At 62.9% G+C, this 23,012-nt stretch carries 11 protein-coding genes and 1 tRNA gene; 4 read left to right on the forward strand and 8 right to left on the reverse strand.

Annotated elements, in window-relative coordinates; all coding sequences use genetic code 11:
* Nucleotides 1-27: 27 nt before the first annotated feature.
* The 4 genes from D1Y84_RS10025 to D1Y84_RS10040 form a co-directional block, all read right to left on the reverse strand.
* Complete coding sequence (locus tag D1Y84_RS10025; protein WP_124848380.1) at nt 28-1,959, reverse strand: alpha-L-arabinofuranosidase C-terminal domain-containing protein; 1,932 nt, start codon at nt 1,957-1,959, stop codon at nt 28-30.
* Between the two features lie 110 nt (nt 1,960-2,069).
* On the reverse strand, nt 2,070-3,881 hold the full coding sequence (locus D1Y84_RS10030; protein ID WP_124848381.1) for an MFS transporter: 1,812 nt from the start codon (nt 3,879-3,881) through the stop codon (nt 2,070-2,072).
* Between the two features lie 202 nt (nt 3,882-4,083).
* On the reverse strand, nt 4,084-6,789 hold the full coding sequence (locus tag D1Y84_RS10035) for a glycoside hydrolase family 3 C-terminal domain-containing protein (RefSeq protein ID WP_124848382.1): 2,706 nt from the start codon (nt 6,787-6,789) through the stop codon (nt 4,084-4,086).
* Between the two features lie 190 nt (nt 6,790-6,979).
* Complete coding sequence (locus D1Y84_RS10040) at nt 6,980-9,970, reverse strand: VWA domain-containing protein (RefSeq protein WP_124848383.1); 2,991 nt, start codon at nt 9,968-9,970, stop codon at nt 6,980-6,982.
* A gap of 140 nt (nt 9,971-10,110) precedes the next feature.
* Here D1Y84_RS10040 and D1Y84_RS10045 point away from each other — a divergent pair, with 140 nt between their 5' ends.
* Both D1Y84_RS10045 and D1Y84_RS10050 read left to right on the forward strand, forming a co-directional pair.
* On the forward strand, nt 10,111-11,310 hold the full coding sequence (locus D1Y84_RS10045) for a tetratricopeptide repeat protein (protein ID WP_124848384.1): 1,200 nt from the start codon (nt 10,111-10,113) through the stop codon (nt 11,308-11,310).
* On the forward strand, nt 11,307-13,097 hold the full coding sequence (locus D1Y84_RS10050; protein WP_124848385.1) for a CRTAC1 family protein: 1,791 nt from the start codon (nt 11,307-11,309) through the stop codon (nt 13,095-13,097). The genes D1Y84_RS10045 and D1Y84_RS10050 overlap by 4 nt, the downstream gene beginning before the upstream one ends.
* Before the next feature lie 64 nt (nt 13,098-13,161).
* Here D1Y84_RS10050 and D1Y84_RS10055 read toward each other — a convergent pair whose 3' ends face one another.
* Together D1Y84_RS10055 and D1Y84_RS10060 are read right to left on the reverse strand one after the other, a co-directional pair.
* Entirely contained in the window at nt 13,162-16,590 is a 3,429-nt protein-coding gene (locus tag D1Y84_RS10055; RefSeq protein WP_124848386.1) for a carboxypeptidase-like regulatory domain-containing protein, read from the reverse strand.
* Nucleotides 16,591-17,021: 431 nt separating this feature from the next.
* Nucleotides 17,022-18,902, reverse strand: coding sequence for an alpha-L-arabinofuranosidase C-terminal domain-containing protein (locus tag D1Y84_RS10060; protein ID WP_124848387.1), 1,881 nt, complete (start codon nt 18,900-18,902; stop codon nt 17,022-17,024).
* 284 nt (nt 18,903-19,186) lie between these two features.
* On the opposite strand from D1Y84_RS10060, the gene D1Y84_RS10065 reads away from it, so the two are divergent.
* Both D1Y84_RS10065 and D1Y84_RS10070 read left to right on the forward strand, forming a co-directional pair.
* Nucleotides 19,187-20,689, forward strand: a complete 1,503-nt coding sequence (locus D1Y84_RS10065; protein WP_124848388.1) for a beta-glycosidase — start codon at nt 19,187-19,189, stop codon at nt 20,687-20,689.
* A gap of 262 nt (nt 20,690-20,951) precedes the next feature.
* Nucleotides 20,952-21,713 (forward strand): hypothetical protein, encoded by a 762-nt coding sequence (locus tag D1Y84_RS10070; RefSeq protein ID WP_124848389.1) that lies wholly within the window; start codon nt 20,952-20,954, stop codon nt 21,711-21,713.
* A 394-nt stretch (nt 21,714-22,107) separates the two neighbouring features.
* Here the strand turns inward: D1Y84_RS10070 and D1Y84_RS10075 are convergent.
* Nucleotides 22,108-22,183: transfer RNA gene (locus D1Y84_RS10075), tRNA-Ala, on the reverse strand.
* 110 nt (nt 22,184-22,293) lie between these two features.
* Complete coding sequence (locus tag D1Y84_RS10080) at nt 22,294-22,938, reverse strand: HAD family hydrolase (RefSeq protein WP_124848390.1); 645 nt, start codon at nt 22,936-22,938, stop codon at nt 22,294-22,296.
* Nucleotides 22,939-23,012: the final 74 nt, after the last annotated feature.

Below are 23,012 nucleotides of genomic sequence, written 5' to 3' on the forward strand. Positions count from 1 at the left end.
GCCGCAGTTCGTGACGAAACAGGGAGGTCAGCGGCTGCTCGGGACCTCGAGCACGTTGATCGACAAGGGCGACAGCACCAGCTCAAAGCTCGCGCCCAGCCCCTGCACATCATGCTCGGCCGGCACAATGCGGGTCGGTTCCGTGATGGTGTTGGTTGCCGCGGTCGATGGGGCGGACAACATGTACATGTGGCCCGTCGTACCCACCTGCTTTGCGCCATGGAGATCCAGGTGTACCGACTGCGCCGTGGTGTTGGCATTCACCAGCTTGAGGTAGAGCGTACCGCTGCGCGAATCGCGCGTCACCGACTGGAACACCCGCAACGGCTCGGCACCGTCCGCGAACGCACTCTGGAGAATCTCGTCACCATGGTGCTGCGCGAACAGCACCTGCGCATAGTAGCTCGGCGAGCCGTAGGACCGCATGGCGTCGTAGCCGATCAGGTCGGTGTCCCACTGCAGCCCGCCCGGGTTGATGTTGGTGAACAGCGGCGCGTAGGAGCTCAGCACGATCACGTCGCTGTTGCGCTCCATGCCCGTCATCCACGCCGCATCGCCAAGCGCCGCGCCGAAGTTCGGCGTGGGCAGCCCTTCGCGCGTGGCCCACTCACCCACAAAGATCTTGGTGCCGTCGCGGTCGGTTTTGTCGTAGTGGTGCACGTCGTCGAAAAACTCCTGCGCGGTCTTGTAGTAGTGGTCGTCCACCACGTCCATCGCATGCCCCTTCACGGCAGTGGTCGCGATGATTGAAAGCAGCGGATACTGCGCCTTGATCGCGTCGTAGAACTGCGCGTACCGCTTGTCGTAGCTGCCCGACTTATCGAAGTTGTCCTCGTTGCCGACCTCGACATAGTGCACCGTGAACGGTTTCGGGTGCCCGTCCTTGGCGCGCTCCGCACCCCAGCGCGTCGTCGCCGCACCCGTCACGTACTCGATCTCGTCCAGAGCATCCTGCACATAGGGAGCGAGCGCCGCGCCGGGTTCCACGTGCTCCTGTTGCAGGGAGTACCCGCCGTAGACCGCCAGCACCGGCTGGATGCCAAGATCTTCACACCACTCCAGGAACTCCAGCAGGCCCATGCCATCCGAGCTGCGATAGCTCCAAGGGCCCTGGTGGGTGGGCCGGTCCACCATGGGACCGATCGTCTTTTTCCAGTCGAAGCGCTCCGCAATGTGGTCACCCTCGAGATAGTTGCCGCCGGGCATGCGCAGAAACGTCGGGTGCATGGCGGCGAGCTTCTCCATCAGGTCGATGCGATTGCCGCCCACGCGCCCCTTGTATGTCGGCGGGAACAGCGAGGCAAGTCCGAACCAGTAGGTGCCGGGCTCGGCCACGGACAGCACAAAGTGGTAGCGTTCGGAAGTCACAAGCTCGCCGGTCTGCAGTGTGGTGCTGTACTTCTGCCAGTCGCTGCCGACGCCCGGGACCGTTTGCTCGGCCACGGCCTTGCCGGTGTCGTCGCTGACCAGTGCCACCGTGACGGTGCTGCCCGGCTTGGCCGCCTTGGCGTAGAAAGACGCCTGGTACGTGGTGTGCGGCCGCACGGCAATGCCCCAGTAGCCTTCGTTCGCGATGCCCGCGGCATTGCCCGCGCCGGGGCTCACCGAAGCAACGCTCAGCTTCACGCTGGTGGGCAGCGCGGCACTTGGTCCCGTGGCCTGGTCCGGCGTCATGGACGCGCGGGCATCGCCCTGCTGCGAAAGTGTCCAGTGCTCCACGCCCGACCAGCTGCTGCGGAACGTGCGGTTTCGCAACAGCTCCCCGTACAAACCGCCGTCGTAGGAGTAGTTGATCTCTTCGGTCATCAACCCGTACAGGGTTGGGCTGCTCTTCGCCCGGGCCGCGCCCGCATCAATCGTGAGCGTGGAGGGCTGCGCCTGCGCATGGCCGGACATCGGAACAGTCATGCACAGGGCGGCCAGCAAAGCCGTGGAAGAACAGCGGGTGCAACGCTTCATGCAGGGTCCTCGGGGCGAACAGGGTGGGGTGGCCGGGCCTGATCAGCATAGCGAAGAAGCTGCCGCTCCGTCTTGGCATTCGCAATGCCGATCCTGCCACCCGCTTGCGCTTATGCGTCGAGCGCCCGCTTGTTGCCGCTGAAGTACTGCTCGATTGCCTCGAGCGACTTGCCCTTGGTCTCCGGCAGGAACAGCACCGCGGTCAGCACATACACCATGGTGAAACCCGCAAACAGGAAGAACATGGTGGAGTAGCCGTACTTGCTGACCACGGGGAGAAACAGGATCGCCAGCAGGGTCGACACCACCTGGTTGAGCACGAGCGCGATGCTCATGCCGACCGAGCGGATCCGCGTCGGCATCAGTTCTGACAAGGCCAGCCAGACGCACACGCCGGGGCCCACCGCGTAAAACGCCATGAACAGGTAAAGCCCTGCGGCCACCAGCCACCCGTGGTTGGCCGTGGGGATCTGCCCCACCAGCGCGCGCTCAATGTGCAGCGGCGCGGTTCGTGCGGCATTGCGATCGGCAAAGGGATTCTTGAAGAACGCCTCCACCGCGGACGAAGGCACCGTGCCCTCACGCGAAATATGGATCGGTGCCGCCGCCGTGTCGTCTGAACGCACAAACGTGGTCGCGCCGGTAAACCCGCCGTAGGAGTAGATCACCGCTAGCGAGACATGCTCGGGCGAGACCAATGCCTGCGGACTTCCGCCCTGGTTCAGAAGCTGTGCGGCTTCGTTCGCGTTGAAGTGCAGATCGAGATCCTGCGCCGGGCTGACCCGTGCCTGCACCGCCGCGCGGCAGTCCACCGTGGAACCCTCGGCCTGCCGGAACAGGAGGCCTACGGCGAGCATAGAGACCACGATGCCGATGGTGCCGACAGTGAGCAGCGCCCGTCGTCCCTTGCGATCCACCAGGCTCGTGCCCACCAGCGTCATGCCGAAGTTCACCGCGGTAAACAGCACGTAGCCCCAGTGCGCGCTCAGGTCAGACAACCCGCTTTGCAGCAGGATACCGGTGTTGTAGCCGACGATCGAATTGATGCCGGTGGCCGTGTTGCACATCAGGATTACGCAGGCCAGCACGAAAGGGACAACGTAGCGCCGCTGCAGCAGGCTGCCCTTGTGCTCGGTAGCCGCGGTTTTTCCTTGCGAGGCCATATGCAGCGCCTGTATCTGCGCCAGCTCTGTTTCTGTTTCGTGCGGAGTGGTGGAGCGCAGCAGCGACGCCCGCGCGCGCTCGGGCTGGCCGCGCCGCACCAGCCAGCGCGGCGACTCGGCTACGAACAAGGTGCCCACCACAAACAGGATCCCGGGCGGCATCGACACCCAGAAGATGCGTCGCCATGCCTGGTCCTTGAAGTGGAACAGCTCAGCTGGCCCCGCGATGCGTGCTACCGCGCCCACGCGGTAGCTGTAGTAAATGCCGATCACCGCGGCCCCGAAGATGCCCAGCGTCAGCAGCCATTGAAAGATGCCGGTGCCCTTGCCGCGTGTTTCCGGCGCGAGGCACTCCGCAAGGTACAGCGGCACCACCACGCCGATAAATCCGCCGCTGATGCCCTGCAGCAGGCGACCCAGGAACAGCGGCCCATACCCATGCGACAGGGCAATGATCGGAATGCTCGCGATAAACAGCAGGCCGCTCAGCGTCATCAGCGGCTTGCGCCCGAACAGGTCAGCCAGCGTCCCGGCGAACAGCGTCGAAAACACGCTGCCCAGCAGCACCGCGGCCACGATCACCGAAAGCTGCCCGGCATTCAGGCCCGAGGTGGCTTCCAGGTACGGCAGTGCCCCGCCGATGATGCCAACGTCCACGCCGTACAGCAGGCCGCCAAGCCCGGCGATAAACAGCAGCAGGCGGTTGTAGGTGTGGTGGCTGAACCGGCGGGGGCGAGAGGAAGGGGTGCTGTTTGCCATGGATACCCTTCATCATTCACAAGCTTGCGCCGGAAGTCACCTTCTTTGCGCAAAACTCTGGCTATCTTCTGGCCGAAACGAACCTTGCCGCTCGTGCGCGCTCTTTCTGACAGCCGGTCTCAACGAAGGTCACGGGCTCGGCAGGGGCAGGATGCCGGCAGCACCCTGCCCCGTGCTCCACTCGCTCCCGTGCGGGGCGTGGTTACTTCGGCAGCGGCATCGTGCCATTTACCTGGAATGAAGCTTCTGACTTGCTCCTGGCCTCGGCCGGCTGCGCACCGCCCACGGTCAGCTGGTAGGTGCCGGGCAGGATCGAGCGCTGTCCCTGGTTGTCCACGCTGGAAAGTGAGCGCGGCGCCAGCGTGATCGAAACCTCCTTGCTCTCGCCAGGCCCCAGCGCGACGCGTTGGAAGCCTGCCAGCGCATGCCGTGGTCCATCCGGCTGCGGCGTCTTCAAGTACGCTTCCGCCACCTCTTCTCCCGCGAGCTTGCTGGTATTGGTAACCGTCACGGTGGCTGTAAGCGGCTGGCCGGCTTCCACGGTTGGCGCGGATATCCTGGCCTTGCCATAGGTGAAGCTGGCATAGCTCAGCCCGTAGCCGAATCCCCACAACGGCGTGCCAGTGTAGTAGCGGTAGGTCCGATTCTTGAGCGAGTAGTCGGTAAACGCTGGCAGGTCCTGCGTGTCTGCGTAAAAGGTCACCGGCAGCCGCCCGGCCGGGTTGTTCACGCCGGCGAGTGTTTGCGCAATGGCCGTGCCGCCCTCGACACCGGGATACCACGCCTGAAGGACCGCCGCGGCATGCTCCTTTGCCCAGGTATGCGCGATGGCGCTGCCGCTGAGCGACACCACCACGACCGGCTTGCCCGTTGCAGCCACGGCTTCGAGCAGCTTCTGCTGGGCCGCCGGCAGCGCGATGCTGGTGCGGTCGCCACCATTGAACCCGTCGATCTTGATGGGCATCTCTTCGCCCTCAAGCTGCGGCGAGAGCCCCACAAAGGCGAGCACCACGTCGGACTCCTTCGCCGCGGTCACAGCCTCGGCAAGCTGCGCCTCCGCAGGTGCTTCCCAGCGCAGCGTCGCGCCACCGCCGGCGCGGTCTCCGGAGTGGCTGTACTCCAGGCTGAACGCGTGCGGCCTGGTGTCGGCAAAGCTCACCTCGATCCGGGCCGGCTTGGTTGCCGTCATCACAGGCGGCGCCGTGGGCGAAGCGCCGGAAGCGGTGCTGCTTATCCCGCCCATGTCGAGCTTGCCCGCTGCGAAGTCGCCGCTGGACAGTTCCTTGCCATCGAGCTTGAACTGGTACCGCTCCTTCGGCGAGTAAGGAAAGTTCGAGCCGCCTTCGACAAGAAAGGTGTACTTGCCAGGAGCCGGCGGGGTGATCGTGCCGGTCCAGCGGACCGAGTAGTCATGCGTCTGCAACTGCGGCACCGGCATCGCGTCGCGCCAGTCATGCTGGATATCCAGCTCTGTGCGGCTGGCGACGGGCTGGCCGCTCCAGTCGGGCGTGGCAAAGAACTCGGTGTGCAAGCCGGTGCCGAACACGGTGCGGGGTACAGGCACGCTGAAGCCGTCGGCCAGTGTCGCGCCCTGCTCGTAGTGGATCTTTGCACCCGGGAACTGCCTTGCGATGCCATCCAGTGGATACACCGCGTTGAGCGATGTGCCGTTGTAGTTGCCTTCAAGCGAGGTAAGCAGCGCGGCCGTGGGACCCACCACCGCGATGCTCCGCACCGCGGGCCGGAGCGGCAGCGCACCGGTGTTCTTGAGCAGCACCATCGACTCTTTCGCGGCCCTGAGCGCCACTGCTCGATGCGCATCCGACGCGTCGTCGCTGTATGGAATCCTGTCAAAGGCGCTGGTGCCCGGCTTGTCCAGCAAACCTAGCTCGAAGCGCGCGGTGTACAGCCGCTCGGCGGAGCGCGTGAGTAACTCCTCCTTGACCACTCCCTTGCGTACAGCATCGGCGAGTGTGTTGAAACCCGGCGCCCAGATGCTGCAGGAGAGATCCGTGCCGGCTTCAATCGAGATCGCCGCAGCATGCAGTATGTCCGGTGCGTTGTGGTGGCCGTTCGTTACATCCACAATCGCGGCGCAGTCCGACACGACGAAGCCTTTGAATCCCCACGCATCCCGCAGGTGATCCTTGAGCAGCATGGTGTTGGCGCAGGCCGCCGTGTTGTCGATCGCGTTGTACGCACACATCACCGACTTCACATGGCCATCGACCACGGTGGAGCGGAAAGCCGGAAGGTACGTTTCCTCGAGGTCGCGCGGGGCTACATCCACGTTGGCGATGTGACGGGTGGACTCGGGACCGCTGTGCACGGCAAAGTGCTTGCTCGTCGCCACAGCCTTGGGGTGCTCCGGGTCATCGCCCTGCACGCCCTGCACAAACGCCACACCCATGCGGCCCGTCAGGTAAGGGTCCTCGCCGTAGGTCTCCTGCCCGCGTCCCCAGCGGGGGTCCCGAAAGATGTTGATGTTGGGTGACCAGAAGGTAAGGCCGTAGAAGATGCGATGGTTGTTCTCTCGCTGGGCCTGGTTAAACTTTGCGCGGCCTTCTGTCGAGATAATGTCGCCCATCTGTTTCACCAATGCCGGGTCCCACGTTGCCCCCATGCCAATGGCCTGTGGAAACACCGTGGCATAGCCAGAGTTGGCGACGCCGTGCAGTGCCTCGCTCCACGTTTGATAATCGGGCACGTGGAGTCGCGGTATCGCCGTGGCCCAGTCTTCAAGCTGCGCGGCCTTCTCGTCCAGGGTCATGCGGGAGACAAGGTCGTGCGCCCGCACCGCTGCCGGTTGCGAGGAGTCGAGATACATAGGCTGATTCGACTGCGCGACGGCAGCAAGGGGCAGCGCCAGGCAGATGCCGCAAAATCCAGCAACAGGGAAACGTCTCATCACAGATCACTTCCGTTCGTATCAGAGGTGGACGGCCAGCGCTCGCAGGCCGCAGGCTCTTCTTGCGAGCACGTGGCAAGCCCTTGCCACCAGGCCAGAGACACGGCTGCTGTTGAGCCACCCGACTCTAAACCCCGGCTCCCGTAGCACACAAGCCTGCACGGCAGATATATGTCGGGCCGCGTGCCTGCTAGGGCTCCGCCGTGAGCGAGTACGCCGGCACCGTCACAGTGCCCACGTTGCCGGAGTTCTCATCCACAACCACCACCCGCACGGATGCCGAGTCGTGGTGCATGCCCAACGCCTGGTCAAACCGGATCCCGCTCGCAGCCAGCGATTGCAATGTTTCTGTTTTCAATGCAAGCTGCAGCGTCTGCCCGGTGATCCTGGCCTGCCACCCTGCCTCATCCCGCTCCACCAGGAAGATATCGAGCTTGTCTGTCCAGCGCTCGTCCTGCATGCGGAACGACACGCTTGCGGTTGCGATCGACAGCACGAGCTTGCCGCCTCCAGCATCGGGAGCAGGCACCGCACGCAGCAGGATGCCCGCGGTGTCGCCAGGCTGCCACACCGCTTCGTCAAAGCGCTGTCGCCGTGTCTGTGGCAGGGGCACCGCTCGGTAACCCGTAGGGTAGCGCAGCGTCACACCATGGCGGCTCGAGAGCTTCACTGCGAGTTCGTGCGCCGCGTTGTCTGCAGCGAGATCGGGAGTGAAGCTGAACCAGCACACGGCCCGGCCTTCCGCGATGATCGCCGGCAGTTCTCCGGAGAGCAGTGCTCCCTTGCGAAGTGCGCGGCCACCGGTGGCACGCGCGAGCCGCTCCAGCACAGCATGCATTGCTGCTCGCCCTGCTGCCTGTTCCATTTCGCTTGCCGGCGCCGCCGCTGCAGCCTGCGTTCTCCCCGTGCTTTGTGCGGTATTGCCGGACCCTTGTTGTGGTTCCGTGACTTGCGCGGTGCGCGGCCCCGCATCAGCCTGCATCCCCGCGAGTACGCTGCCTGTGCCAGGCTCCGCCATTAACGCCGCAGCATCGAGAGGATAGAGCGTCACCTCGGCATCATGCAGTGCCTGCTCCGCGAGGGGCACAAGGTTGTTCACAAGCTCACTGCTGCCCTGGCTCGTCGCGACCTCATGCGGGTGCGTCATCCAGACCAGGTTCTTGCGCCCTGGCGTTCTCGCAAGCGTATGTGCCAGGTAGCACACGGCGGTCAGTGCGTGCACTTCGCGGCTCAGTGCCTGTGCAGTCGCTCCTGTGCCCACGCTATGCTCGTCGGCGCCCAATTGATCAGGCTCTTCTGCCTGCTGCGTGCGGAGCAGATCCTGCATCCGTGGTAGCCACTGCTGCAGGCGCGACGCCAGCAGCGCCCTGTCTCGTGTGCCCTCCTGCACAACCTGGAACGTTTGCCCACGCACCTCGTAAAGCGCCACCGCCTCATCGGCGGGCAGGGCCGGGAGTGCCCGCAGGATCTGCGCGCGCAAAGACTCGAGCTCTGCCCACCGCAGGCCCGCTACGTCGAACAACAACGCAGTGAGGTCGCTGTTCGCCGCCCGAAAGGCTGTACCCTGCGGGGCGCTGTTGCTGTTTGAGTACGCTGCGGGCGCGCGCGCAACGCCCGTGTTCCCGGGGGCGACCCGAGCTGCCGCGGTACCCGTCGCAAGTGCCGCCGGGATCGTTTCTGCAGCAATCGTCTGCGCCTGCTGCCTGCGCCCCTGGTCGTAGACTTCCACATCGTTCGCGGTGAGATCTGTGACCGGCCGTCCCTTCCTGTCGGAAGCCATCACCGCGATCGCGATCACCGGCGCGCTCCCTTGCGAACGCGTCTCCACCCGGTTGCGTGAGGACAAGTCGGAAGTTGGCTGCAAGGGTGCTTCAGCCGGCATCACGGCTGTGCCTGTCACGCTCACCTCTGGGGTGCTCGCCCCTGGAGAGCTCACAGCGGAAAGCGTGGGCAGCCCCGCTGCACTGGTCACCGGGAGGCCGGTTGAAGCGCTGCTATTCGCCGCCGGTGCACTCTCGCCCGAAGGCCCCGCCGATGCCGTGGGTAAGTCAGCCGGCGCAGTGGAGCTGGAAGGAGGGCCATGCGCGCTCGCGTCGCCGGCCGCGAGCACGCGAACCTCCGCGCGGAACACATGGTACTGCTCAAACACCACGTCATTGAGCGAAGTCTGCAGCAGTCCCAGGCTGTTGGCAGAGCCTTGCTGCAGATTGCGGATCTCCAACCCGACCGATAGGGCGACACTTTTCGTCGGGCAGATATAGGTCGTCCCGCCGATCACCACGGGCCCATACTCGACCAGGATGGCCGCGCGCCGAATGGGATCGGTAGGCTTCAGGTCGGCCACGAGGGTGAGCCGCAGCACCGCGCCGCTCGCAGGATCGACCGCCATCTCGCCCTGGTAGCCGGTGAAGCGGTCAAAGTAAACGCGATCGCCATTCTGGCGCCAGGTGCAACAGTACTTGACGTCGTAATGCGACTGCGCGGCGGGCACCGCGTAACGAAACACCGCCTGGATGCCCAGGGCGCTCCGCTCCCAGTGGCTCCAGGCAAGCTTGCTTCGCCCCGCATCCAGCAACGCAGTGTTGAGGATCGGTCCGAACTCGCCCGCGGTGGTGAGACCCTGCTCCGCCTCTGCCGAGTCGTTCGCGCCGGTATGCACCAGCTCGCCTCCGTCACGGTATGAAACCTCTGCCCGGCGCGTGCCAAGCAGGGTCAGCTGCCGTGCTCCGGGTAGGTCTGCACCGCCTGTGCCCGGCTCCCAGGGAGCGCTGTTGAAGCTTGTGGTTACGCGCTGTGCCGAAAAGTTCGGTAACTGGTGCACTGTTTTCAAAACATAGTTCACGGTCAACGCAAGGATCTGCCGCTGCGTCGCAAGATCAGGCGAGGCAATGGCCGGCGTTTCTGCACCAGGCAGTGGCAGAAACGCCGACGTGTCCGCAAGCACTTCCAGCGCCTGTCGGCTCCTTGGGCCCGGCGCCTGCGCCTGCACATGCGCGAGCGCTGCAGGGCTCAGGCGTTCGGAAAGGGCTACAGCCGCCAGCATTTTCGCGATGTCCGCGTCGGACTTGCTACCCTGCGCGGCCAGCACTCCTTGTAAATGCTCCACCGTGTTTTGTGCTGTCACAAGGCAAGGCAGGGTGAGGATCCACAGCCACAAGGCCGCTACCCGTACTCTGCGCATCGCCGGTTCTCCTTGGCCGCCGTCTAAACGCGTGCTGCTTCTTTGGTGTGCGTGCGCTTACCCGCAGCAGCGCTGCTGGAAACTCAACCTAATACGTGGCTGTAGCACTTGTACAAGGCTTTCGTGGATAATCACTCGACGTGATCTGGCCACGCAAAACCCGGCTTGCTCAGGCACCACGGCGACAGCACACGGTCGGGGCGCTCCTGTTGTTGCCACTGCTCTTTTGCGCGGCTCACCCATTGCATGCGCAGGATCAACGCACCCAGCGCGCGGCCGCCCTCCTGCAGGCGGGCCAGTTTCACGATGCGGAACTCGCCTGGCGCGAGATAACGCGGCTCGAGCCTGCCGATGCTTCCGCACACAAGGCGCTGGGAATCGCACTGGCACAGCAGGGCAGGTTAGCCGAGGCATCCATTGAATACCGCACCTCCTTGAAGCTGCGGCCCCAACAGTCCGACGCCTCGTTCAATCTGGGCGTGGCCGAGTTCAAGCAAGGGCACTTTGCGCAGGCAATTCCGGCGTTCACTTCGGCGGCGCTTGAGAATCCTTCTGACAACCGCAGCGGCCTCCTGCTCGGCATGAGTTACTTCGGCCTGCGACAGTACGCCAAAGCGGCAGGGTACCTGCAGACCGCTAGCCTGGCTGACCCGACAAACATGGAACTGCAGGGTGTGCTGGCGCAAAGCTGCTTGTGGAGCAGGCAGTACGACTGCGCCATGCAGCAGTACCGGCATATGTTGACTGTTAACCCGGATGCGGTGCAGGCGCACATGCTGCTAGCTGAGGCACTCGACGGAATGGGCAAGACGGAAGACGCCATCGCAGAACTCGACGCTGCGGGACGCCTCGCGCCCACGGAGCCCGTGCTGCATTTTGAGCTGGGCTACCTGTACTACAAAAAAGCTGACTACGAGAAAGCCGTACCCGAGTTCAAAGCCGAGATGACCAACAACGCCGGCTTCGCGCAGACCTATGCGTACCTCGGTGACATACTGTTCCGCACCAATGACCCAGACGCCGCCGAGCCCTTGCTCCGAAAAGCTCTTGCCCTGGATGATCAGCTTCGACTGGCCTACTTCGATCTGGGGTGTATCTCGGCCGATCGAAAGAACAACGCGGAGGCCGTGGCTGCCTTTGAGCACGCGGTGAAGCTGGACCCGGCGCAGGCGGATGCGCATTACCGGCTGGCGCGTATCTACATGCAGCAGGGCGACAAGCAAAAGGCATCCGCCGAGTTCGCACGGACTAAGGAGTTGCACACCAGGACCGATGATTCCCTGATCCAGAAGATCTCCGGTGCCGGGGCGCCCGGATCCCACGAACCCGAGGTGCGATGAAGCACAATCGAGCGCAGGTGTCTCGCCGGGAGATGTTGTGGATGGCCGCCGGGTGTGCCGTTTCCACAGCCGCAGCAGCACAGGGCGTCGCTTCCCGCAACCTCAAACCGTTGCCACGCGGCAAGGCGAGCGGGCTGCCTTTTCAAGCTCACTTTACAGATGTGGCCGAACAGGCGGGGCTTACCGCGATCGTTGTGTATGGCGGACTCAAGCAGAAAAAGTACATCGTTGAAACGGTCGGGTGCGGCGTGGCTTTCCTGGACTATGACAACGATGGATGGCTGGACATCTTTGTGCTGGGCGGCACGCGCATGGACCTGGCGCCACCCGACGCCACCAATCGCCTCTACAAGAACAATCGAGACGGCACCTTTACCGATGTGACTGAAAAGGCTGGTCTGCGACGCACCGGCTGGTCGAGCGGTGTCACGATCGGCGACTACAACAACGACGGTTTTGAAGACATCTTCATCACGTACTACGGGCAAAATGTGCTGTACCGCAACAATGGCGACGGCACCTTTACCGATGTGACGCAACAGGCTGGCCTGCTTTACCAAGGGGCAACGCGCTGGGGTTCCGGCTGCACCTTTCTTGACTATGATCGCGACGGGCATCTCGATCTCTTCGTCGCCAACTACGTTGACCTGCACCTGGATGCGCTGCCCAAACCTGGCGCCAATCCTTACTGCAACTTCAAGGGCGTTGCTGTGAACTGCGGCCCGCGAGGTCTGCCGATGCCGCGCAACTACCTGTACCGCAACAATGGCGATGGCACCTTTCGCGATGTTTCGACCCCCACCGGGATCGCCGCTGCGTCAAGAACCTACGCGATGACTGCAGTTGCCGCGGACTTCGGCAGAAGCGGCTGGACCGACCTGTACGTCGCTTCCGATTCCACGCCGAGCCTGTTCTTCCACAACAAGGGTGACGGCAGGTTCACCGAGGAGGGCGCGGAGCTTGGGGTGGCTTTCAGTGCAGACGGAGCAGAGCAGGCCGGCATGGGCGTTGCTGTCGGCGACTACAATCTCGACGGCAATCTAGATATCTTCAAAACGCATTTCGCTGATGACACCAATGTGTTGTACCGCAACGAAGGTTCGCTCAACTTCACCGATGTGACTCTCCCCGCGGGTTTCGGCGTGGAAACGCGCTACACCTCGTGGGGCACCGGCTTCGCCGACTTCGACAATAACGGCTGGCCCGACCTGGTGGTCGCCACGGGCTCGGTGTATCCGGAAGTGGAAATGGAGTTTGCCGAGTACCCTCTACGCACGCCGCGGTTGATCTTTCGCAACCTCGGCGACGGCAGGTTTGAAGAACTGTTTGAAGAGGCCGGCCCCGGCATCGCTGCGCCGCACTGCAGCCGCGGGCTTGCACTTGGCGACTTCGACAACGACGGTGATGTCGACATGGTCATTGTGAATCTCAACGAAGCCCCTTCGCTGCTGCGAAACGATGTTGCCGGCGAAGGCAGGTGGCTCAAGGTTCTGCTTGTCGGCACCCGGACCAATCGAAGCGCGATTGGTTCCACCGTGATTGTTAAGTACGGCGGCAAGGTGCAGGCGCAGGCCGTGATGGCGCAATCCAGCTTTTACTCCGCGAACGACCGCCGCCTTCACTTCGGGCTGGGAACCAATGCGCATGCCGATCTCGAGATCCGCTGGACCAATGGACTGGTGGAGCACTACACCAACCTCGAGGCAAACCAGTTGATCACCGCAACCGAAGCACACGGCATCGTGAACACCACGCTTACGCCCGCAAAGCGCAGCAGCCTCGCATAGCAAAACAGCAAGGGCGCTGCGCGGAACTTGCCGCAGCGCCCTTGCCGGTGGACGGCGTGCCAGCTTAGAAGCTAAACTTTGCGCCGAGTTGCACGGTACGCGGATCGTAGGTCGAGGTCACCTGTCCAAAGTTCCCGTCGTTGGTCCCCTGGTCGATCGCGTTTGGCTCCGTGTGGTTGAAGGTGTTGAAGGTTTCAAAGCGTATCTGCAGCGAAGGACCGCGCTCTCGGAAGTTGATTGACTTGAACAGGGAGAGGTTGGTGTTGTACAGGCCCGGTCCTACCACGGCGTCCTTGCCTGCACTGCCAAAGCCTTCGTTGCCGTTTGCCGCGCTGACCCAAGGCGCCACGGGGCTCGCGAACGAGGCCTTATTGAACCAGGCGAGCCGGGTATGCGGATATTGCACCGGTGCGACCAGGTTTGGACGGTTGGTCGTGCCGCCGCCAAGTCCAAGCACGTCGGGTCCGTTGTAAGTGATCGGTGCCGGCGTACCCGTCTCGGCGGTCGTAATGCCCGAGATAGACCAGCCGCCCAGTGCCATGCGTTCCACCGCGTTCGAGCTGTGCAGGAAGAAGGGGAAGTCGTAGATGTAGTTGGCATTGAAGTCGTGGCGACGATCAAAGGAACCGGAGCCGCGGTCATAGCCGATGTTGTACGGGTTGGAGACCTGCGTCAGATCGGTGCTGACGTCATCGATCTCGTGCGAGTAGGTATACGCCAGGTTCACCGTGAACCCGTGCTTGTTCACCATGTTCAGGCCAACCTGCAGCGAGTGGTAGCTGAAGTTGGTCGTGGTCTCCTCCTGCGTGATCGTGCTGTAGCCCGGGTAGTTGCGGTACAGGTTCGCATTGAGCGTGCCGTTCGCGACGCCCTGCCGGGCCGTGAGATTGGCCAGCGGCAGCGTGTTGATCGAGCGATCATCGCTCTGGTGCCAGCCCAGCGAGCCGGCATATTGCACCACGCCCACAATGGACGGAGCCAACTGCCGCTGCACGCCCATGCTGAACATTGCCGTTGCCGGATTTGGATAGATGTAGGAAAGATTGGTCAGCGTCGATGGAAACGCCTGGGACGTTGTGGCTCCCGTAAGCGCGCTGGTGTTTGGATTGGAAAAGTACACGTTGGTCGCCGAAGGCTGGTAGGCGAACGGCGGGTTCAGCGCGGCGTTGTACACATCGTTGCCCTGCACACGTTCGAAAAACAGGCCAAAGCCACCCCTCCACACGGTCTTGCCGTCGCCGTTGATGTCATAGGCATACCCGATGCGCGGCTGCCAGGTGCCGTAGTTGTTCTGCACCACGCCACGTGGGAATCCGTTGACACCGGCTTCCTGGATACCGTTCAGGTAGAACAGCCCACCATTCACAGACTGCAGCGACGCCGGGTTCAGGGTGCCATCTGCATTGACCGGGTCGCCCAGGCCAAAGTTGTAGTTGTTCGGGTTGAAGTTGCCGAACTGATTGAAGCGCTCAAACGCATGCGGCAGCGCATCGAAGCGGATGCCAAGGTTGAGCGTCAGCTTGGGGATGATGTGCCAGTTATCGTTGGCGTAAAAGCCGTAGTTGTCGTTGACCCAATGCTTGCCTGCAAGGTAGTTCAACTGCGTAAAGCTTGCCGCGTCGCCAAGGATGAAGTTGATATACGAGTCCTGGGAGAACGTGCTCGGGCTGAACACAGCCGTGCCCTGGGTGTTCGCCTGCAGTTGCTGGTTCTTCGGATCATGCAGCCACGTGAAGCCGAACTTCATCTGGTGCTTGCCCTTGTTCCAGGAGAGATCGTCGCGCGTCTGGTAGCCCTCGTAGGAGTTCTTCCACGGGAAGTAGTTGGAACTCCAGTTGGTGCCGTAGGGCGCTCCCAGGTCGATCTCGGGCAGGCGAAGGCCGGCGTTGTTGGAGGAAGGGAAGAACGTCGTGGCCGACCAGCCCGAAGGTTGGGTAAACGAGTTGCCGGGAGTGGTCAGCGGACTCAGGTGAATGGTGTTGCCGCTGTACAGAAACGCTGTTTCGTTCAAGAGCGTCGGTGACAGCACCTGCGTCAGCTTGATGGTCGACGACCAGGATGGGTTTTGCAGCAGCGTGCCCACCGTGGGATAACTGCTGTCGCCCCACAGCGGCGGGAAGATGTTCTGCGTTACAGAGTCATGGAGGTAATGCCCCATGAGCTGGAGTTTTTCGTTGATCTTGTGATCGATGCGGATCACGTCTTCATGCACGTTGGTTGGTGCTGGCACCGATGAGACAAACTGGCTGGTGCCGAAGTTCGGTCGTGGAAACGTCCCGGCGTTTAACTCGAGCACAGCATTGGGGTCGAAGAGGTTGGATGGGATCACCACCTGGCCGGTGCCGGCAGCGGGAAAGGGCTGTCCCGCTGTGAGTCCGTCGGCGGCATACAGTGCCAGCTTGGCGGGGTCGGTAGTTACAGGAACGATCGGCGTCGTGCCCCCGCCGGGAACCGTGTACGTCAGGTTCTGTCCGGCTACGGCGAAGTTGCTGGCAGCGATGGTATTGGCAGTCGTGGGCGTGGTGCCCTGGATCAGCCGGCGCCACTCCTCGTTCACGAAAAAGAAGGTCCGATCGCGCGACTTGTTGTAAACGCCTGGAATCCACACGGGGCCGCCGATGTTGCCGCCGGGCTCGTTCAGGCGAAACTCCGGCCGCTGCTGGCCGGCCAGGTTGCTGAAGTAGTTATTCGCGTCGTAGTCCTCGTTGCGATTGAACTCCCACAACTCACCATGGAAGTCATGGCTGCCCGACTTGAGCACCATCGTGATGGTGCCCCCCGAGCCAAGACCGTAATCCGGACCGTAGTTCGAAGAGAGTGTGCGGAACTCGGCCAGCGCATCCATGGACGGCAGGGAACTGAAGCAGCCGCCGCAGCCGCGATCGTTCAGTTCGCCTCCATCGAGCAGGTAAATGTTGTGGCTGGTGCGGGTACCGTTAAAGCTAAGCCCATTGGCAGAAGTAAGTGCGTTGACGCCCGCAAATGCCGGCAGGGTATTCGAGACGCCCAGGCCGAGCGCGGCCAGCGCTGTCACGTTGCGCCCGTTAGTTGCGAGCTGCACCACCTGCTGCCCGGTGATCAGGTTGCTCAGTTCATTCGTTTCCGTCTGCACCTGCAGCGCGTTCGCCTGCACCGTCACGGTCTGGCCCGCGCTGCCCACCACGAGCAACACGTCCTCCTTGAGGGTCTGCGCCACGTTGACCACGATATTGGTCTCGGAAAAACGTTGAAATCCCGGTGCCGTCGCAGACAGCGTGTAGTTGCCGATCGCCAGGTTGTCAAACACGTACGATCCGGAGGAACTGGACTGTGTTTCGCGTGTCTGGTTGGTGGCAGGATTGGTAAGTGTGACGGCTACGTTTGGAACGACCGCTCCCGTGGAGTCACTAATGGTTCCCGTAACCGTAGCGTTTTCCTGCGCGAACGCGCCTAGTGCAAAAGCACAGCAGAACGCCAACAGGAGTTTCAGAGAGAAGAGCTGGATGCGACGCATGTGGAGCCTCCATAACTTGCGCTTCAGGTGAGGCAACGCCGGCGAGCGCTCTTGTGTGCGCTGCTCATCTCCCGTCTCATTCGCTCTGCTTTGTGTTCGAGAAAACGCTTTCCCGTCGTCTGCGTCGTACCAACCAGTAAAGGCGTTATCGGATACTGCAAGGCAGCAATTCTGAATTCGACAAGGCGGCCGTTTTGAGTCGACCAAGCTTATAGTGACAGTTCAGAAAAACTGTCAAGTAGAACTTTAGGTCGTTGCGGCCGGTGAAGGAGACGGTGTATACGCCGGCGGCAATGCTCCGGAATCGAACGGGAAGTCGCGCAGTTCCGTACGTCCAGGCTCGCGCACGCATGCGTACCAACAGCCTGCTCGTCGCGTCGCTGCAAGTCAGGATCGCTCCTGGCACCACCAGGAAAGCTAAGTACTGCGCGCTAGTAGCGAATATCGACCACTTCGATCGTAAGCGCTGGTACCGTGTGCTCCCACGCGCTGCCTGCGATCGTGGCGACCGACTCCACCGGGTGAATCGCCAGCGGATCGCTCAGCGAGTTCGTCGCTTCCATGGTTGCCGCGTGCAGCGAGGTGATCCGGGCAATGTGTGCACCCTGCACCCCTTCCAGGCGCAAGGCAAGTGGCTGCTTCACCGTCGACGCATTGACCAGTTTCAGGTGCAGCACCTTCGCCTGGGCGCTGACCGTCGCAGAATAAAAGAAACGAGGTCCCACTCCGGCGACCGAGCTTTCCACGGTGTGCTCGCCCAGGTGCGCGGCGAACAGGCACTGCGCCCAGTAGCTGGGCGAGCCATACGTGGTTCCGGCATCGAAGCCGATCAGGTCCGTTGGCCACTCCATGCCGCCCGGGCTTACATTGGTGAGCAATGGCGCATAGCTTGCCATCACGATCAGGTCGCTGTTGCGCTCCATTGACGTCATCCAGGCCGCGTCACCCAGTGCGTCGCCAAAGTTGGGGGTAGGTGAGCCGGAGCGCGTCGCCCACTCGCCGACGAAGATCTTCGGGCCGTTCCTCGGAGCGGCGTCATAGTGGTGGGCCAGGTCCATCATGTCCGAGGGCGACTTATAGTAGTGTTCGTCCGAGACATCTGCGTTGACCCGGGTTGCATACTCGCTGTTGCCGTCCGTCGAAATCAGCTTGTACTGCGGGTAGCGCCTGCGGATTGCTTCTGCGAACTGTGCAAAGCGTGCCGTGTAGCTGCCTGAATGGTCGAGGTAGTCCTCGTTGCCAATCTCGATATAGTGCAGGGGAAAGGGCGCGGGGTGGCCGTCGCGCGCACGCTCCGCGCCCCACTTCGTGCTGATGTTCCCCGTCACATACTCGATCTCGTCCAGCGCCGACTGCACATAGGGCTCCATGTCCTTGCCGGTCGCCACATGGCTGCCGTCGAGTGAAAACCCGGCATACACGGCAAGCACAGGCTCAACCTTGAGATCCTCACACCACTCCAGGAACTCCAGCAGTCCGAACCCATCCGTCGACCAATAGAACCAGGGGCTGGGGTGTCCAGGCCGGTCAATCAGAGGGCCAATCGTCTTCTTCCAGTCGTACCAGTCCTTCTGCCGGGCACCCTCCAGGTAGTTGCCGCCCGGGAGTCGCAGAAACGCAGGGTGCATCGCTGCCATGCGCTCCATCAGGTCGATCCGATTTCCGTTCGGGCGATTGTGAAACGTCGGCTGCATCAGCGAGACCGATTGCAGCCACACCGTGCCCGCGTGACTTACCGTGAACTCGAGATGGTTTGCGATCGATGGCTTCACCGTGCGGCTAGTCACCAGCTTGTATGCGTAGCGCTGCCACGGCCCGGCCAGCAGGTTCACCTGTGCCTCTGCGGCTGTTTCGCCTGTGGCGTTGTTCACCATGCGTACGGTGATCGGGCCAATGCCTGCGTCGTCCACCCGCGCATAGAGCGAACCCGAGTACGTGGTGCCGGGCTTCACCCCGTAGCCCCAGAACCCGGGATTGGTGAGGCCCGCCTCGTTGCCGGGGGAGGCCGACGACACAGCAAGTTTCATGCTGAAGCTCAGGGCCGTGCTCGGCCCCGTCGAAGAATCCAGCGAGCGCGTGGCTACTGCGTCGCCATGCCGCACGAGGTCCCACGGCGGCTCGCCTTCCCAGTCAGCGTGGAAGGAGCGATTCTGCACCATCTCCCCGTAGAGTCCGCCCTCATAGGAGTGGTTGATCTCCTCGGTCATCAGTCCATACAGCGTGGGGCTAACGGACGACACATTGTGAGCGACATTGACGTGAAGCTGTGCGGGTGCAGCGGCGCCCTGTGCCCCGGCGAAAGTCGCTGCCATCGCGAGCAAGGCACCACAGCCGCCGAGCCGGCATGCCCAGCGCGAGGCAGAGCGCAGACTGCTTCCTGCGAAGTGTGCCCCTGTAGCTTCCCGTGGAACTTCCATGGTGCAGCAGCATACATCAGGAGGCAGACCTCGCGCCCTGCGATGCGTTGTAATTGCGCCGCTCCAACTACACGGGCTGCTCCAACACGTATACCTGGCCCGCATCGTGCATCGTGTGCGCGACGCATGGGCACGGTGGTATGCTCGCCGCTGATCGCCACACGGAACAAACGGTGAGCATGGCGCCAACCCACTGGAGTCGACGGCAACTGATCGGCAGCGCCGCGCACATCGGTAGCGGGGCGGCATTGGCCGCGCTCGCACCCTGGCCCGCAGCCCGTGCGCAGTTTCCCGCGCTGGAGCCGCTCCACGACGACCGGCTTGGCTTCCGCACGACCACGGCGCAAAGCGCCTGGCAAACAGGCCAGCTCTACAAGCCCACGTTTCGCTGGGACATGCTCAACCTCAACATCGATCCGGCAAGCGTCGACAAGACCAGCCCGCCGATACAGGGCTTCGGAGCCTGCTTCAACGAGCTCGGCTGGACAGCACTGAACGCGCTCAGTGAACAGGACCGCGCCAGCGTCATGCGCGAGCTCTTCGACCCCCACGCCGGGGCGCGCTTCAACTACTGCCGCATGCCCATCGCGGCCAACGACTTCGCGACCGAAGCATACAGCTACGACGAAACAGACGGCGACTTCGAGCTGCGACATTTCTCGATCGAGCACGATCGAAAGACGCTGCTGCCTTTCATTCACGCCGCGCAACGCTACCAGCCGGGGCTGCGTCTCTGGGCTTCTCCCTGGACGCCACCGAGCTGGATGAAGCGCAACCACTTCTACGCCGAAGCCCAGGCGCGCCCGGGCATGAAAGACAACGGCATTCGCACCGACCAGGTGGGTCGCGAGGGCGAGGACATGTTCTTTCAGGAGCCGCGTTACTTGGAGGCATACGCGCGCTACTTCGGCCGCTTCATCGATGCCTACCGCGCAGAGAAGATCACGGTCGGAATGGTGATGCCGCAGAACGAGTTCAACTCCGCGCAGAACTTTCCCAGCTGCACCTGGACCGCTGAAGGACTAGCTCGCTTCATCGGGTATCTCGGGCCCGAGATGCAGAAGCGTGGCGTTGACATCTTCTTCGGCACCCTTGAGCGCGGCAACCCGGCGCTGCTCGAAACCGCGATGGCCAACCCGAAGGCAGCGCCTTTTCTCAAAGGGGTTGGGGTGCAGTGGGCAGGCAAGAACGCCCTGCCCGCGATCCATCACCGGTTCCCTACGCTGCTCGTCTACCAGTCCGAGCAGGAGTGCGGCGATGGCTCCAACAGTTGGAGTTACACCGGCTACTGCTGGCGGTTGATGAAGCACTACCTGCGCTCGGGCGCCAGTGCCTACATGTACTGGAACATCGCGCTGGAAAAAGGCGGCCTCAGCACGTGGGGCTGGTCGCAGAATGCGCTTGTCACGGTTGACCGCGCAGCCCGCACCTTTCACTACAACCCTGACTACTACCTGTTGAAGCACCTGGCCCACTTTGTCGACCGAGGCGCACGCAGGCTCGAAGCGACCGGCACCCTGGACGACGCGCTGCTCTATCTCAACCCGGATGGTTCGGCCATCGCGATGATGCGCAACGAGCTTTCCACGTCGCAGGTTGTGCAGGTGCAGTGCAACGCGCAGACCCTCACCGCCGAGCTTCCGCCAGATTCCATCAGTACGCTCTCAATCAAGCCGGCCTGACTTAGTCGGCGTGGGCGCTGCGAGCCGGTTGGCGCGTCGGCCATCGTTCCATTCGGGCGTGCCGTCTGACGTTTGAGGTGTACGAAAAAACGACCATTATTTTTCTTTGACGTCCTGCCCGGAACGTTGCATGATGGGCACCCAGGGTCAGCACGTCTTTGGCCTGCAGGCTAGTCTTCCCTTTTGTTCTTGCTGCTCTTTCGGAGGCAGCCGGCGGGCGCCGTTGGTTCCCGGGTGGGCTTGTCTCGCTGGGAGGTATCTCATGAAGTGCATTCCGCATGCCCTGACGCTGTTGCTGTGTGCTGCCTCGCTTACCGCACAGGCCGCCGAACACCTGATCCCAGCCGGCTCGCTGATCCAGTGCACCGTCTCCGAGCCGCGACTCTCGTCCAAGACCACCGCCATTGGCGACCCGGTGCTCTGCCAGGTCAGCCCAATGGAGCGCTACGGCCGCTCCATGATGCCGTACGACAGCTACCTGGAAGGCCGCTTCGAGGACTACAAGGACCCGGGCCACCTGGTCGGCAAGGGATGGATGGAGCTGCGCTTTGATCGCATGGTGATCCAGCCGGACACCGTTGTGCCGATCGATGCCAAGGTCGTCTATGTGCCCGGCTACCCGGTGGATCGGGATGGTCGCATTCACGGCAAGGGCCACCCCGTGAAAGACACGGTCGAGTGGCTGATCCCCGTGCTTTGGCCGATCGACCTGATCAACCTGCCTCGGCGTGGTCCGCGCCCCGTGTTGAAGGGCGAAACGCGTTTGACTCTGAAAGTCATGGACGACATCCAGGTGCCGGCAACCCCAGAGCCCGAGCGCGACCCTTCGGGATTGATGCACCGGGCTCCGGCCACGTATGAGCCGCCGCCGCAGCCCCTCGTGCCACCTCCACCGCAGCCCATCTACTACCGGCCCGCCCCGCCACCGCCGGTTTACCTGGCGCCGCCACCACCGGTTGTAATCCTGCGCAACGGGCTAATGTTTCGCACGGTCTACCCGGTGTATCCGCCGCCGCTTCGATAGGGCGGGGACGCACACGCGATGGGGTGCGGGCACGTGTTCACAGTGAGCCGTCCACTCGATGCCCCGCCGGGCCGCTATTCTTGATTGCGAAGGAAGCGAAGAAGCCGGCTGGGCAAACAGCAATCACGCGTCGCCTGCGGACCTTTCCACAGAGTACGCAGGCGCTGTTCTGCTCCGGCCTCTGCTACAGAAAGCATGGTTCCGAGGTCGTCACTGTTTGCGTGCCGCAATCGGCACGAAGTCGCAGAAGCCGAGGGAAAACGCGCTGGCGGACAACAGCAGACGCAAGCTGCCTGTGACACGGCTAGAAGTTAACCCTGCATGGCACAAACAACAAAAGCCGCTGCGGGAAGAAGACTGCTTCCTTGAGCGACTTTAATTTCCTGGGTGATTTTGGTGGACCTGATCGGGATCGAACCGATGACCTCTTCCATGCCATGGAAGCGCGCTCCCAGCTGCGCCACAGGCCCACTCTTGCGAAGGGGTACAAGAGTTATTCTGCCCGTGTAGCGCCGCTTCGTCAACTCCACCCCGCCAGCGGCGCCCGTCTCGCATCCCTCAAGCCGCGAAACAACCCCGTTCACTGCGGGCGATTTCGCTCCGCGATGTACTGCTCAATGACTGTATCCAGCACGCCCTGCGCCTCCAGGATGAAGTCGATCGCGTCGCGCCCCGCGCCTCGTCCGCCCTTCGATGGCGCAACCCAGTGCGCAGCGGCACGCACCTGCGGGCGCCCGTCGGCGACCGCCATGGCCAGTCCGCACACGCGCATCACGGGCAGATCGATCACGTCGTCGCCCAGGTAGGCCACCTGCTCCATCGTGCAGCCCTCAAGCGCCAGGATCTCCTCCACCGCCGCGATCTTGTTGGCCGTGCCCTGGTACACATGCTTCAGGCGCATGTCGCGCGCGCGCAGGGCCACCGCCTCCGAAATGCGCTTGGTGATGATCGCGCACTCAATGCCTGCAAGCCGCGCCAGCGATACGCCCGAGCCATCATGCGCGTGAAAGCCCTTGGCCTCCAGCATGTTGACCGAGTGCATGGCGTAACCGCCTTTGGCTTCCATCGCCTCCGCGTGCTCCGTGGTGGTGCGTACCGCGCCGGCAGGGGCGGGGAATAGCCAGATGCCGCCATCGGTGAGCACGCCGTCCACGTCGAACACGATCAAACGGATACGGCGCGCACGGTCTTCCGCGGAGAGTGCTTGGGGCAGGACTTCACACATGCCCCGATTGTAGCCAGCGCGGCCCGCTCAACAGAAGCCGCGGGCGCACAGGCGAACAAGTGGGGAAGAGAGGG

It is taken from the genome of Acidipila sp. EB88 (genome assembly GCF_003858395.1).
In the GTDB taxonomy this organism is placed as follows: domain Bacteria; phylum Acidobacteriota; class Terriglobia; order Terriglobales; family Acidobacteriaceae; genus EB88.

Coding starts and splice junctions, on each gene's coding strand:
- D1Y84_RS10030 (WP_124848381.1), bottom strand. CDS start 3,881: ATGGCAAACAGCACCCCTTCCTCTCGCCCCCGCCGGTTCAGCCACCAC.
- D1Y84_RS10070 (WP_124848389.1), top strand. CDS start 20,952: ATGAAGTGCATTCCGCATGCCCTGACGCTGTTGCTGTGTGCTGCCTCG.
- D1Y84_RS10060 (WP_124848387.1), bottom strand. CDS start 18,902: ATGGCAGCGACTTTCGCCGGGGCACAGGGCGCCGCTGCACCCGCACAG.
- D1Y84_RS10055 (WP_124848386.1), bottom strand. CDS start 16,590: ATGCGTCGCATCCAGCTCTTCTCTCTGAAACTCCTGTTGGCGTTCTGC.
- D1Y84_RS10065 (WP_124848388.1), top strand. CDS start 19,187: ATGGCGCCAACCCACTGGAGTCGACGGCAACTGATCGGCAGCGCCGCG.
- D1Y84_RS10050 (WP_124848385.1), top strand. CDS start 11,307: ATGAAGCACAATCGAGCGCAGGTGTCTCGCCGGGAGATGTTGTGGATG.
- D1Y84_RS10025 (WP_124848380.1), bottom strand. CDS start 1,959: ATGAAGCGTTGCACCCGCTGTTCTTCCACGGCTTTGCTGGCCGCCCTG.
- D1Y84_RS10080 (WP_124848390.1), bottom strand. CDS start 22,938: ATGTGTGAAGTCCTGCCCCAAGCACTCTCCGCGGAAGACCGTGCGCGC.
- D1Y84_RS10040 (WP_124848383.1), bottom strand. CDS start 9,970: ATGCGCAGAGTACGGGTAGCGGCCTTGTGGCTGTGGATCCTCACCCTG.
- D1Y84_RS10035 (WP_124848382.1), bottom strand. CDS start 6,789: ATGAGACGTTTCCCTGTTGCTGGATTTTGCGGCATCTGCCTGGCGCTG.